The organism is Anaeromonas gelatinilytica (assembly GCF_016820635.1).
Lineage (GTDB): Bacteria > Bacillota > Clostridia > Tissierellales > SIT17 > Anaeromonas > Anaeromonas gelatinilytica.
Genome location: NZ_WSFU01000030.1, coordinates 18822 through 33135, shown reverse-complemented (window position 1 = coordinate 33135; position 14314 = coordinate 18822). Strand labels below are relative to the sequence as shown.

Annotated in this window: 13 protein-coding genes; 2 read left to right on the top strand and 11 right to left on the bottom strand. The window is 27.8% G+C overall.

From position 1 onward, the window contains the following. Positions 1–60: 60 nt before the first annotated feature. The 11 genes from GOQ29_RS02650 to GOQ29_RS02600 form a co-directional block, all read right to left on the bottom strand. Positions 61–552, bottom strand: a complete 492-nt coding sequence (locus GOQ29_RS02650) for a stage II sporulation protein M (RefSeq protein ID WP_203371083.1) — start codon at positions 550–552, stop codon at positions 61–63. 257 nt (positions 553–809) lie between these two features. Then, positions 810–1175: a hypothetical protein gene (locus tag GOQ29_RS02645; RefSeq protein WP_203371082.1), complete on the bottom strand. Its 366-nt coding sequence runs from the start codon at positions 1173–1175 to the stop codon at positions 810–812. A 95-nt stretch (positions 1176–1270) separates the two neighbouring features. After that, positions 1271–1576, bottom strand: coding sequence for a hypothetical protein (locus tag GOQ29_RS02640; protein WP_203371081.1), 306 nt, complete (start codon positions 1574–1576; stop codon positions 1271–1273). A 48-nt stretch (positions 1577–1624) separates the two neighbouring features. Then, positions 1625–2821 (bottom strand): ABC transporter permease subunit, encoded by a 1197-nt coding sequence (locus GOQ29_RS02635; RefSeq protein ID WP_203371080.1) that lies wholly within the window; start codon positions 2819–2821, stop codon positions 1625–1627. Further along, a complete protein-coding gene (locus GOQ29_RS02630) occupies positions 2821–3720 on the bottom strand; it encodes an ABC transporter ATP-binding protein (RefSeq protein ID WP_203371079.1) in 900 nt (299 codons plus the stop codon). The genes GOQ29_RS02635 and GOQ29_RS02630 overlap by 1 nt, the downstream gene beginning before the upstream one ends. 102 nt (positions 3721–3822) lie before the next feature. Continuing rightward, on the bottom strand, positions 3823–4131 hold the full coding sequence (locus GOQ29_RS02625; RefSeq protein ID WP_203371078.1) for a hypothetical protein: 309 nt from the start codon (positions 4129–4131) through the stop codon (positions 3823–3825). A gap of 318 nt (positions 4132–4449) precedes the next feature. Next, entirely contained in the window at positions 4450–6330 is a 1881-nt protein-coding gene (locus GOQ29_RS02620; protein WP_203371077.1) for a PTS fructose transporter subunit IIABC, read from the bottom strand. Between the two features lie 18 nt (positions 6331–6348). Further along, complete coding sequence (pfkB, locus tag GOQ29_RS02615) at positions 6349–7266, bottom strand: 1-phosphofructokinase (RefSeq protein WP_484477053.1); 918 nt, start codon at positions 7264–7266, stop codon at positions 6349–6351. Then, positions 7263–8012: a DeoR/GlpR family DNA-binding transcription regulator gene (locus GOQ29_RS02610; protein WP_203371076.1), complete on the bottom strand. Its 750-nt coding sequence runs from the start codon at positions 8010–8012 to the stop codon at positions 7263–7265. The genes pfkB and GOQ29_RS02610 overlap by 4 nt, the downstream gene beginning before the upstream one ends. Positions 8013–8267: 255 nt before the next feature. After that, positions 8268–9023, bottom strand: coding sequence for an exodeoxyribonuclease III (locus GOQ29_RS02605; protein ID WP_203371075.1), 756 nt, complete (start codon positions 9021–9023; stop codon positions 8268–8270). Positions 9024–9156: 133 nt separating this feature from the next. Next, the gene (locus GOQ29_RS02600) at positions 9157–11061 is read right to left on the bottom strand and encodes an endonuclease MutS2 (protein ID WP_203371074.1); all 1905 of its coding nucleotides are present in this window, start codon (positions 11059–11061) and stop codon (positions 9157–9159) included. A 451-nt stretch (positions 11062–11512) separates the two neighbouring features. On the opposite strand from GOQ29_RS02600, the gene GOQ29_RS02595 reads away from it, so the two are divergent. Further along, a complete protein-coding gene (locus tag GOQ29_RS02595; RefSeq protein WP_203371073.1) occupies positions 11513–12694 on the top strand; it encodes a carboxylate--amine ligase in 1182 nt (393 codons plus the stop codon). 44 nt (positions 12695–12738) lie between these two features. Next, a complete protein-coding gene (locus GOQ29_RS02590) occupies positions 12739–14301 on the top strand; it encodes a Mur ligase family protein (protein WP_203371072.1) in 1563 nt (520 codons plus the stop codon). Positions 14302–14314: the final 13 nt, after the last annotated feature.

Here is a 14314-nt window from a genome sequence, read left to right as displayed (position 1 = left end):
TATACTTTAATTTTGGAATGATAAATATTTAAATTTTATTTGACTTCATATAGTTAGTCTTTATATGTATCTTATTAGTTCAGGAGTAATGTATGCTTCGATTATAGCTAACAAAATTGTTACAAGTAAATGTATGAACAATATTTTAACAAAAACACGTGGATCATCCCTGAATAGATTTCTTCCTCTATTAATAATAAATGCAGTAGCTAAAATACTTGGAACTTCAAAGATGCCATGCGGTAATAAAAGTATCAGTAATATAGGATTGAACTTTATGATCCATGTTATGGAAGCACCCAATACTAATCCATTTTGAGCAATAATTATAATTGGTGGTATTGGAGATAATATTGATATAACATATATTATTAGTATCAATATCACATTATTATTTAAAATTTTTCTCAATGACTTATATTTATCTAAGTTAGTTATATCTCCAGATTCTGGATTAATTAATATAGCTACCAAAATCCCAATCACAAAAAACAGAAAAAATATCGTTATTACTCCTCTTACTGTACTAAACGATTTTAGTTTTAATTTCAATTACTATTTCCCCTTTAAATTAAAGATAAAGAATAAAATCACAACAATAAAAAAGATTATAGCAATAGTAAAATCCATTGTCTTCTTTGTCAAAAATGAATATACTAGCAATACAAATAGAATAATCATTATGATAGTTAGTATAGCTTTTAAAAAATTCATTTTTTCTCCATTCACCTCACAAATTTAAAAGCAAGCAGTCCAAATTTCTTGAGAAGAAAAATTAATTTAAAGTAATTTGACTTTAAAACTAATGTTTAAAGTGATACACTATCCGCAGCTAAAAGAGCCTTAACAACTCCTGGTGCTACGGTAACCCCACCATAAGTAGCTAACAAACCAACAACAACTGATACAGTACCGGCTCCAATGATAGCCCAAGCTAACCAAGTAGGCATTCGCCATCCTGTTGCCTGATAAACAATGGAAGTAACTCCAAAAGATCCAACAACCGAAATCACAAGAAGCGATATCGCAAAAAATAATCTACCATCTCTTTTCTTCCACTTCATTTCTCCTCTCCATACATCACTTGCTGAATTTGAAACAAAATATCTAGCTTTAAAATTATAACTTTTTGATTCTAATTTTAATTCTGGTGGTAAAGTAATTTTATTTAACACTCCTCATTAAAAAACATACTCAAAATAATATAATAAATTTATTAAATAACTATTTGAAATTAGAAGGTTTTATTTTTATTTAATATAAATTAAATTTAATATACACGATAACTTCTAGTATAAGTTATTCTTTTATAAATACCCTTTAAAAGGTCCCCACTAGATGTCGTATTTTTTGTTGAAGTTGAATACGAATATCCATTAACATAACTTAATGTAATATAATTAAAATTCTCATTATAAGGAGAATACCCAACTCTCTCTACATGATCCCAAGATTTTAAAACTCTTTCTGCATGTGCTGCTTGTATACTAATTGAAAAACTTAATATAATCAAGCTTATAACTAAAAAAGTTAATATTAACTTCTTATTTAATGTATTTATTTTTAATGCTTTCATATACAGACCTCCAATTTAACCCTCTAATTTCAAAATTTATTATTGATATTACAATATATCTTTCTTTCTAAACATAAATATCGACGAAGTATTAAATATTAATATTATTGCTAACAATACAATAATTCCATTAATATAAGTTATATTATTATTTGAATATATCACAATTGCTTCACCATTCAATAAAAGAGGGATATTAGAATAAGTAGTAGGTACTAAGTGAGCAATTTTGGAAACCATTCCAAGTTGAGAATTTATTATAAAAAATGATATATATCCTATTACTGAAATACTTATAGCAGCTAAACTATTACTTACGACTGTCGATATAAATACAGATATCGCCACTATAGCTAATATCAGTAAAATCAAGAAAGGAATTATATATAATATAAATTTTTTTATCTGAATATATTCAACACCGTCTTCCGCATTATTTCCAAAATAATTTGTAAAACTTCCATTATAATATTTAGTAGGATACTCTGAAGACCCAAAACCTTCTATAATCCCCAATCCTAAAAAGAAAGCAGAAAATAATACTGTTAATATTAATATACATATGAGTGAATATGAAATTATTTTAGATAAAATGATTTTATTTCTTGTAATAGGTTGTAAAAGTGAAATCTTAAATGTACCTTCATCCATTTCACTTGATACAGCATCTGAAGAAAATAAAAGAATTAATACTATAATTATAAGGGGTACTAAATTTTTAACTAATAATTTCATGAAATTCCATGCTGTAACTGAAGTTTCTGTATCTATTGGTTTTATGTTTTTTTCCAAAAGAATTTTATTGACTTCTAATCTCTCTTCTATTATATTGGAATCTTCACCCCCTACAATAGTACCATCTTTTTTACCTTCTAAAGTATACTTATCAAATTCTATATCTGATTTAAGACTCTCTTTCCAATCACCACTTATTAGTCCTTGCTTTTTCCTTTTCAATATATCTATTTGCATTTCATGATCATCTATTATCTTTTTTATATTATTAGCTACTGTTGGTTTTTCATCTTTAAAATTTTCATAATCATTTTCTAATTCCTCTAATGAACTTTCAAAAGACTCAATATGTTCTTCAAGAGAAAATAATTCTGATTCCTTTTTATCACTATTTATATTATTATTTAATAGTATAAATAGTAAAGTAAATAAAAATAAAAGTAATATTATTATAATATTTTTCTTTTTACTAAAAAACTTTTTGAACTCAAAACTTATAAGCGTAATCATTATTTTTCTCCTCCAAATATTTCTGCATATTCCTTTTCTACCTTGGAATTCAAAATTTCAAAATTTGAATATTCAATATTGTTTTTTGCAAAATAATTTAATAATTTACTTAAATTATCTATATCTAGAGATATAATTAGTTCATTATCAATTATAGTATAATCTTCAACCAGTCCTGCATTTTTAAAATTAGAATCTAATTTTACGGAATCCTCAATAACCAACTTAATCATCTTTAATTTGCTATTTTTATCATAGCTTTTTGTAATTACAATTTGTCCTTCTTTTATATATATAATTTTATTACATATTTTTTCTATTTCGCTTAAAATATGAGAAGAAATAAATATAGAAATACTTTTTTCTTCTGATAATTTAATTAGAATATTCCTTAATTCAATAGTTCCAGTAGGATCTAAACCATTCGTAGGTTCATCTAATATAAGAAGCTTAGGTTCAGTTAATAAACACATTGCTAATGCTAACCTTTGTTTCATACCAAGAGAATATTTTCTAACTTTATCGTTTATTCTAGAAGTTAAATCTACAAATTCAATTATTTCATTCATCTTTTCTTTAGATATTCCATTTAATTTTCTCACTAATTCCAAATTATCTTTACCACTCAGATATGTATAAAGACTTGGATTTTCAACTATTGCAGATACATTTTTTAATGCATTTTCTCTTTCTTTTATAAGATCATATCCAAAAATTGATATTGTTCCACTGTCTGGAAAAATTAAATTTGTAATAGTTCTTATTGTTGTAGTTTTTCCTGCACCATTAGGTCCTACAAACCCTACTATTTCACCTTTTCCTATACTAAAGGATATATCCTTTAATATTTTATTCCGTCCTAATGTTTTAGATATATCTTTCACTTCTAATACATTCATTTTTATCTTCTCCTTATACTAAGGTTTTTATCTTATACGATTCCTATTAATAAAGGCATAAGCTTATCTTCCATTTCATCTATAAAATTTATTTAATAAATTTTAATACACCTTATACGTTCTAGTATACCTAACTCTAGAAATAATTTTAAGTAATCTATCGCTTGCAGATGTTATATCTTTCGTTGAAGTAGAATAAGTATAACCATTTACAACCGTTAAATTTATATAGCTAATATTTGTATCATATACTAAATAATTTATAGTTCCTACATCTTGAGTTACTTTGTCCCATTGTTTCCTCACTCTAATAGAATATGCAGCTTCTGAAGTCATTGTAATCGATATAAAAAATAATAAAATGATAATTGAAAATATTATGAATTTTGTATGATTAACATCTTTAACCATAACTAACGCCTCCTATTTACTTAATCATTCTTGAATAATTAATTATATCTTTAAAATATTCTTACTACTTTTATGGACTATCCATACCAACCCTCCTCATCAATCTTTAATAGATCTTTTTTGAATAAAATCTCAAGATATCATTTTTACTTTCTAACTCAATAATATACCTTATCCAGATAATTACAATAGTAAATGGATAAACAACATTTTTATCAGTATAAACAACATGAACTGTCGTTTATTCTTTTAAATATGTTACTTATCCATTCACCTTTTTACTATACTTATTATAATTTTTTACTCCCTCTATTTGCTCTATTGATTTTCTAATTCTACTGGCTTTTTAAAGATATTTAATAGAATTGCTGCTACTATTGATCCTACTAAAATTGCTACTAAATATGCTAACCAGTTAGTAACTACTGGGAATACAAATATTCCTCCATGGGGTGCTGGAGAAGATGCACCAAACATTGCTGATAAACCACCTGCTGTTGCTGATCCTGCTATTATCGAAGGAATGACTGCCTTTGGATCTGCTGCTGCAAAAGGTATTGCTCCTTCTGTTATAAAGGATAATCCCATTACATAGTTAGTTTTACCTGCATCTATTTCTTTTTCTGTAAATTTATCTTTGAAGAATGTAGTTGCAAGGGCTATTCCTAATGGTGGAACCATTCCTCCTGCCATTACAGCAGCCATTATATGACCGTTTCCTTCTGCAACAGATGCAACACCAAATACATAAGCTGCTTTATTTACTGGTCCACCCATATCTACTGCCATCATTCCACCTAATAATAATCCTAATAATAATTTATTTGCTCCTCCTAATCCAGATAACCAATTATTTACTCCTGTATTTATGGCTTCCACTGGAGGTATGATTATGAAGTTCATTATGATTCCAATCAATAGTATTCCAAATAGAGGAAATAGTAATACTGGTTTAATCCCTTCTAAAGACTCAGGTAATACATTAAATATTTTTCTTAATCCTAATACTAAATATCCTGCAATAAATCCTGCTACTAAAGCTCCTAAGAATCCTGCATTTCCATTAGCAGCCAATGCCCCTCCAACAAATCCTACTGCCAATGCTGGTCTATCTCCTATAGAAGATGCTATAAATGCAGCCAATACTGGTAACATAAACCCAAATGCTACACCACCTAGGTCATTGAAGAATGCAGCTATACTATTTCCAGAACCATAATCGGCCGCTCCTGCGTTGTTAAAATCAAATAGGAAAGCTAAGGCTATCAATATACCCCCACCTACAACAAATGGTAGCATGTTGGAGACTCCATTCATTAGATTTCTATAAATTCCCTTTCTACCTTCAGCTTTTTCTTCGGTTTTAGAAGTTCTATTAGCTTTATATAAATCTCCTTCTTTATCTAATGCCTTTTTAATTAATTCCTCTGGTTCCTTGATAGCCGCAGAAACTGGAGTTTGAATAACTATCTTACCATCAAATCTATCCATTTCAACCTTTGTATCTGCTGATACTATTATTGCTGTAGCATTTTTTATTTCTTTTTCAGTCAATCTATTCTTCACACCAGTGGAACCATTAGTTTCTATCTTTATATCTACTCCCATTTCTTCAGCCTTTTCCCTAAGGGAATCCGCAGCCATATAGGTATGAGCTATTCCAGTGGGACAAGCAGTTACTGCCAATATAGTCCCTTTATTTTTAACTTCTGCTTTTTTCTTTCCTTCTTCATCTTTCAGCTTTTCTTTTTCCTTCTCATCTATCAAATATAATATCTCTTCTTCAGACTCAACCTTTAATAAGTCTTCTCTAAATTTTGAATCCATTAATAATGTAGACAATCTTGAAAGAGTTTCTAAATGATCATTATGAGCTCCTTCACTGGCAGCAATCATAAAAAATAAATTGCTTACTTCTCCATCAAGAGCTTCAAAATTTATCCCTTCTTGTGATCTACCAAAAACTATAGAAGGCGTCTCTACTGCACTACTCTTAGCATGAGGAATAGCTACTCCATCCCCAATACCTGTTGTACTTTCCCCTTCTCTTTTTAATATATCTTTTTTAAACCCATCTTTGTCCTTAAGTCTACCTGCTGAATCTAACTTATCAACTAATTCTTCAATTACGTCTGATTTTGTAGAAGAATTTAAATCTAAAATAATAGTATCTTTCTTAATCAAATCGGTAATTTTCATATCCAACTCTCCCTTCTATTAACATAATCTCTCAATTTTAACTTCTTTTATAAGACTCTCAACTTCTTCTTTAGAACATAAATCTATTGAAAAAGCTGTGGCACTTCCCGCTGCAATTCCCCATCTAAATCCTTCTATTATATCTTCTCCTTGAGAATATTTAGCTAAAAACCCAGCTATTAATGAATCTCCTGCACCTACAGAATTTTTCACACATCCATTAGGAGCACTTCCATGATATATTCCTTCCTTTGATACCAATACCGCTCCTTCTGAACCCATAGATATAATAATATTTTCTGCACCTTTTTCTAATAATTTTTTACTATATTTTATAGCTTCTTCCTTACTATTTATTTCAACATCAAATATTTCTCCAAGCTCATGATTATTTGGTTTTATCAAAAATGGTTTGTTTTCTATTGTGGATATTAATGATTCTCCAGTAGTATCTACTATTACTTTTATACCTTTTTTCTCACATTTTTCTTGAATATTTGAATATATATTTCTAGGTAATCTCTTCTGTACATTTCCAGCTAATACTAGGAAATCTTTAGAGTCTAAATATTCGATTTGTTCATAGAGTTTGTTTAAATCTTCTTTCTTTATTTCTGGACCTTGAGCATTTATTTCTGTTTCCCTTTGAATTTTAAGTTTTACATTAATTCTAGTGTTTCCATCTACAGTTATAAAGTCTGTTTTTATTCCTTCATCTGTTAAATATTCTTTTAAAAATTCTCCTGTAAATCCACCTACAAATCCCAATGCACAATTGTCAACTTCAAGCTTATTTAATACCCTAGATATATTAATTCCTTTTCCTCCTGGATACTTGTATGATTTCTTTGATCGATTTACACCTCCTACATTAAAGCTTTCCAATTCTAAAATATAGTCTATCGCTGGATTAAATGTAACTGTATATATCATCATTCTGTCCCTACCTCTATATCTGTTTTTTGTAAATATTCTTCATAATGTCTATTTTCTTTATTTGTTATTACTGTTACTCTATCTAAATCTGCAACTTTAACAAAACTTACTTTATTAAATTTACTATCATCTACTAATACAAATGATTCTCCAGATAAATCTATTGCCTTTTCCTTCATCTTAGCCTCTTCGGTATCTGGAGTAGTCAGATCATATTCTAAATGAATAGCATTCATGCCAAGAAATGCTTTATCAAATCTAAATTTTGATAGATTAGTTATAGCATCAACTCCTGTTACTGCCTTAGTCTTTGATTTGATTTTTCCACCTAAAATATAAACATTTATTCCTTTTTCTAAAAGAGGTTCTACATTATCTATTCCATTAGTAACTACAAAAATATCCTTTTGATTTATGAATTGTGTCATTTCATAGATTGTAGTTCCTGCATCTAAATATATAGAATCTCCATCTTCTATCAATGAAGCTGCATGTTTAGCTATGGCAACCTTTTCCTCCTGCTTATGAATAAGCTTATCCTTAAAACTAGCCTCATTATATCTTCCCTCTAATAATGTGGCTCCTCCATGAACCCTTTTTAATTTATTCAAATCTTCTAAATGAGTTAAATCTCTTCTAATTGTAGATTCTGAGGCATCAGTAGTCTTAACTAACTCATTGACCTTTACAATTCCTTTTTTGTTCAAAGTATCTAATATGAATTTCTGTCTTTCCTCTGTCAACATAGTATTCACCTCTTTATATTTATTATAAATTATAGCTTTTCAAAAGTCAATCATTTTCGTTCAATTAATTTCATAATCAGTCACCAATGATATTATTATCAGTCACAACCAATCATAATATATTATAAAACCATCATATATTTTCTATTCTTCTCAGTTTCCTACTTCATATCTTATATATTTGATAATTTATATATCTAAAAACAAAAAATCTAACTATAAATTCATAATTAGATTTTAAAATTTGATATTTTATTATGTTGATAATTCCAATGATACTGGACAATGATCACTTCCCATTACATCCATATGTATTTTAGAATCTACTAGTAAATCCTTTAATCTTTCTGAAGTAATAAAATAATCTATTCTCCATCCAGAATTTCTCTCTCTAGCTTTCCTCATATAGGACCACCAACTATATACCTCTTCTTTATCAGGATAAAAATATCTAAAAGTATCTATAAAATTTGAATCCAATAATTTTGTCATCATATCCCTTTCTTCATCACTAAATCCTGCATTTTTTCTATTGTTCTTAGGATTTTTAAGGTCTATTTCATTATGAGCTACATTTAAATCCCCACATAATATGACTGGTTTTTCCTTATCTAACTCTTTAAGATGATTTCTAAAATCGTCTTCCCATTTCATTCTATACTCCAATCTAGCTAGACCCCTTTGAGAATTTGGAGTATAAACATTAACCAAGAAAAACTTATCAAATTCTAATGTAATAACTCTACCTTCTTTATCATGCTCTTCAATCCCCAAATCATATTTAACTGATAATGGTTTCTTTTTAGTAAATACTGCCGTACCAGAATATCCTTTTTTTTCAGCATAATTCCAATATTGATAATATCCTTCTAACTCTAAATCTATCTGTCCTTCTTGAAGTTTTATTTCTTGTAAAGAAAGAATATCTGCATCAACCTCATTAAAATATTCTAAAAATCCCTTTTTAATACAAGCTCTAAGCCCACTTACATTCCATGACACTAACTTCATATGAAAAACCTCCTTAAAAATAACTAATAATAATATTTTATCAGTCTATATACTTATATACCACAATATTAAAAGAAAAATAAACAAAATATTAAAATGAATGCTACAAAAATAGCATTCATCTTAATTTCAATTATTTATTTTTTATCTCTTTATATATTTTTTTAAGAGCTTTCTTTGAACCTCTTTCAATGTCTCTATCTAATTTTCGTTTTTCATAGGAAACAAATAATGAATTTAAATCATACCCTTCAGGATATAATAATTCCCTCTTAATAGAAAGTCTTACTCTTTTCACATTTAAAGATATGAAATCATTATTCACCATTACTTCTATATTATTGTATTTATCTTTTTCTTTATAAACAATACCTTCTTCTTCCGTTTGAAGAATTGAAACTTTATCTCCTACTCTTAATTCTTCTTCAATACTATCATCAATATTCTTACTAACTAAATCCTCTTGTTTTCTTATTTTATTATCGTTAACAATACTATAATCATAATTTTTATTGTTTATATAAGATCTTGCTTTTTTCAATACTGAATCCCTTATACCCATCTTTTTTGATATCCATAAAGCATTACTTTCTCCACCTTCTCCAATAACCATTTTATATAAAGGTTCTAATGTTTCAGGATTAAATTTCATATAAGCATTTTGAAAGTCAGGATGATTTCTAGCGTAATTTTTAATTTCACCATAATGAGTAGTAGATATACTTATAGCCCCTATTTTATATAAACTCTCTAGTATTGCTATAGCTAAACCTGCTCCTTCATTTGGTTCCGTTCCTGTACCTATTTCATCGAATAAGATTAATGATAAACTGTCAGCTTTATTAATTATTTCTGATATATTTTTCATATGAGAAGAAAATGTACTAAGAGCATTTTGCAAACTTTGATTATCTCCTATATCTACAAAAACATTCTCAAATACTGATATTTCTGTGTTTTTATCAGCTGGTATATGAAAACCTGACTGAACCGCCAATGTCAATATTCCTACTGTTTTTAAAGATATAGTTTTCCCTCCTGCATTTGGTCCTGTTATTACTAAAGATCTATAATCCTTTCCTATAGTAAAATCCAATGGTACACAGTCTTCTTCTAATAAAGGATGTTTTCCTCTTATAATATTTATATATCCATAAGAATTAATTTTTGGTTCTATTCCTTCTATCTTACTACTGTATTTTCCCTTAGCAAAAATCATATCATACTGAGATATTAATTCTAAGTTTATACTTATAGATCTGATTTTTTCATGAATTAATCCAGTTAAATATGCTAAGATTTGATACTCTTCTAATTTTTCCTCGTATCTTAGAGAATTTAACTCATTATTTAATTTGGCAACTAAAATTGGTTCTATGAATACTGTAGTTCCCTTTGTTGATACATCTATAACAGTTCCATCTATCTTATTTTTATAAGATGCTTTTACTGGTATTACATACTTATCATTTCTTTTGCTTATAAAAAATTCTTGAAGATATTTTTTATATGTGGCCGATGTTATAAATTTATTTAATTTTTGTTGAATTTTATCCTCTAAACTATCAATTTTTCTTCTTATTCTATTTAGATTCTTACTAGCTGAAGAATTTACCCTATTATTTCTGATCGAATAATTAATCTCCTCCTCAATATCTCTAAATTCACTTAGAGATAAGGCATATTCACTCAATACTGGAGCATAAAATTCTTGATCTATCATGAATTTCTTAATTCTTCTACATCCTCTCAAGAAATCCGAAACTTTAACAATCTCGCTAGAATCTAATTGTCCTATCTTATTTACTTTGTCAATTATATTACTTATATCATATATACCATCAAAAGGTACATGATTTGTATTATTCAATATTCTTTTAGCCTCAGAAGTTTCCTGTAATCTTCTTTTAGTACCATCATAACTTCTAGTTGGCTCTAAATTATCTAATAATTTTTTACCTAATCCACTTACACAAAATTCTTTAACTCTTTCCTTTAATTCACTATATTCTAAGGTTTTAAATGTATTATTATTCAATTCTATATCCTCCTATATTTATAAGTCTATTTAAATATATATGACGACTTAATAAATAAGGAGCGCCAATAAATCAGTTAAACGCACTTATCTATTAAGTCGTCTAACTCCCACACTTAATAAGTTTGAGTAATTTTTATTTAACATAAATTACAACTCCTTTTCTAATTATTTCTATGCTTTTTTATTATATCATGTTATATGTATATTTACCAAAAAATACTTGTTTAATTAGATTCATAACTATAATTATGATAAAATTTATTAGAAATGAATTAAATATATATGATAACTTCAAAAGAATTGGACCTTTATTCTTATAATATTAGTATTAGATGGCAAAAATTATATTAAATATATAATATCATAATTACTTCCCTACCATACAAATATGTGATAAAATTTATTAGATAAAACAATGTACCATTTACATTTTTAAGGAAGTGAAACTATGAAAAATAAAGCTATCGTTCTTGGAGCAAATTATTATATAGGTCTTAGTATTATTCGATGTTTAGGTATACAAGGAATAAAAGTTACTGCAATAGATTATTCTAATGAAGGAACCTATGGATTTGCTTCTAAATATTTAAACGAAAAATTAATAGCTCCTCATTATAAGGAAAATCCTGAAGGACTTCTAAAATTTTTAATAGATTATGCAAAAAAACAGGAACATACTCCAGTACTATTTCCTAGTGCTGATCCTTATGTAGAATTTATAGATAAATATCTAATAGAATTAAAAGAATACTATTTAATACCTCAAACTGAAAAGGGACTCTATACAAAAGTTATGAATAAGGAAACACTGCATAGATTAGCAGAAGAACATGATGTATTGGTTCCTGAAACAGTTAGACTTGATGAAGAAAATTATATTGAAAAAGTAGAAAACATTATTAAGTATCCATGCTTAGTTAAACCAGTGGATTCTCCAGCATTTGTATCAAAATTTAGACAAAAGTTGTTTAAGGTATATAATAGGAAAGAACTTGAGGAAGCTATTAAAAAATCACAAGATGTAAATTTAGAAGTTATTATTCAAAGAATAATACCTGGATTTGATGATCATATGAATACTTTTGATGCATATATCGACCAAAATAACAAAGTAACACATTGGATGACTTGTCAAAAATATCGTCAATATCCAATTAATTTTGGAGCTTCAGTTTATACTGCTCAAAAATATTTTCCTGAATTGTATGATTTAGGAGCTAGTTTTCTAGAAAACATTGGCTTTAAAGGTTTTGCAGAAATTGAATTTAAAAAGGATTCTGAAACAGGAGATTTCTATTTAATTGAGATAAATGCAAGAACTACAAATTTAAACAGCTTATTATATAAGGCTGGACTTAATATGCCATATATAGCATATATGGATTTAATAGGTTCTCCATTACAAGATAAATCTATAACTGAAAATACAAATTTGGTATTTTGGTATGCTTATGAGGATTTATTAGCAGTTAAAAAATATATACAAACTAAACAATTAACTATATCTGAAGTTTTAAAATCTTATTTTAAACCTAAGGCTTATGCTATATGGGATTTCAATGATCCCAAACCAGCCTTTGTATTTTTAGGAAACATACTAAAACGTATTAAAGAAAAAGTATTTAAATAAGGAAATAATCAATTTTTTATATTTCCTTTAGAAAGGAGATACAAATGATTAAATTAAATTTTTTATTAGAATCAATTAATATATTGGAATCTTGGAAAGAAAAAAATATGGATATTAGCGGAATAGCATATCACTCTAGAAAAGTAAAACCAGGTAATTTATTTGTCTGTATTAAAGGCTACAAAACTGATGGACATAGGTATATTATGGGAGCAATAGCAAACGGTGCTGATGCAATAGTTGTAGAAGAATTTCAAGAAGGATGGGATATTCCTCAATATAAGGTTGAAAATAGCCGTGAAGCATTAGCCGCACTAAGTAATAAATTTTATGATAATCCTTCTAAAGACATGAAAATCATAGGAATTACTGGTACAAATGGTAAAACTACGACTTCTTTTATGACTGATACTATATTAAGTAACCATGGATATAATACAGGCCTTATTGGTACGGTAATGAGTAGATTTGGAGACTCTATGATTCCATCTATTTTAACTACACCTGAATCTCTAGATTTACAAAATTACTTTAGCCAAATGAAAAAGCAAGATATTTCTCATGTTACAATGGAAGTTTCTTCTTCGGCATTAGAACTTAATAGAGTATCTAATGTAGACTTCGATATAGTTACTTTTAATAATATAAGTAGAGAACATATTGATTTACATGGCTCATTTGAAGAATATTTTAATGCAAAGGCAAGTCTTATCAGAAATGCAGGCTCTAATAAATGGGCTATATTAAATGTAGATTCTCCAAGACTTAAAGAATTAATTAATGAAACAAAGGCTAATGTCCTAACATTTAGCGTAGAAGGTCAAGATGGAGATTTATATTGTAAAAACTTAGATATTTCCACTGGTAGAGCTGAATTTACTGTGGTAATTCAAAGATCTTTTAAAACAGGCAATACAGAATATACTCCAAAAGAATTTAAAATAAGTCTTTCAGTTCCAGGTTATCATTCGGTATATAATTCAATGGTTGCTATTGCAATTGCTCTTCTATCCGAAATTCCAATACCAACCATTCAAAAAAGTCTTAAAGAATTTGTTGGAGTAGAGCGCAGATTCCAATTTATATTTGAAGACAATTTTAAAATTATAGATGATCATTTTGCCAATGCAGGCAATATTGATGTAACTCTAGGAACATTAAGCCGTATGGTATATAAAGATTTAACTTTAGTATATGCAATTCGAGGAAGTCGTGGTCCAACTGTAAATAGAGAAAATGCTGAAATTATAGCTAAGTGGGCTAAAAAATTAGGACTAACTGAAATAACTGCTACTTTAAGTAAATCCCATGTTACAGAAAAAGATAAGGTGACTACTGAAGAAATATCAGTATTTAAAGAAGTAATGAATAATGCTAATATCAAGGTGAATTTATACGAAGAATTACAAGATGCCATAGCATATGGTCTTTCACAAGCTAAAAATAGTGATATAGTATTGTTAGCTGGATGTCAAGGTATGGATTATGGGGCTCACATAGCTCTTGATATAATACATAAATCAAGACCTGATATAAGTAAAAACTTATTATATAAGCCTTTAAGAAATAGAGTTGCAGGAACAGAAGATATACAGATAATTGAATAGTAAGGAGAGAGAT

Bases quoted from the DNA above. Each gene is read 5' to 3' on its own strand.
- GOQ29_RS02610 (WP_203371076.1), bottom strand. From the start codon at position 8,012: ATGTTGACAGAGGAAAGACAGAAATTCATATTAGATACTTTGAACAAA.
- pfkB (WP_484477053.1), bottom strand. From the start codon at position 7,266: ATGATGATATATACAGTTACATTTAATCCAGCGATAGACTATATTTTA.
- GOQ29_RS02630 (WP_203371079.1), bottom strand. From the start codon at position 3,720: ATGAATGTATTAGAAGTGAAAGATATATCTAAAACATTAGGACGGAAT.
- GOQ29_RS02590 (WP_203371072.1), top strand. From the start codon at position 12,739: ATGATTAAATTAAATTTTTTATTAGAATCAATTAATATATTGGAATCT.
- GOQ29_RS02635 (WP_203371080.1), bottom strand. From the start codon at position 2,821: ATGATTACGCTTATAAGTTTTGAGTTCAAAAAGTTTTTTAGTAAAAAG.
- GOQ29_RS02595 (WP_203371073.1), top strand. From the start codon at position 11,513: ATGAAAAATAAAGCTATCGTTCTTGGAGCAAATTATTATATAGGTCTT.
- GOQ29_RS02620 (WP_203371077.1), bottom strand. From the start codon at position 6,330: ATGAAAATTACCGATTTGATTAAGAAAGATACTATTATTTTAGATTTA.
- GOQ29_RS02625 (WP_203371078.1), bottom strand. From the start codon at position 4,131: ATGGTTAAAGATGTTAATCATACAAAATTCATAATATTTTCAATTATC.
- GOQ29_RS02605 (WP_203371075.1), bottom strand. From the start codon at position 9,023: ATGAAGTTAGTGTCATGGAATGTAAGTGGGCTTAGAGCTTGTATTAAA.
- GOQ29_RS02640 (WP_203371081.1), bottom strand. From the start codon at position 1,576: ATGAAAGCATTAAAAATAAATACATTAAATAAGAAGTTAATATTAACT.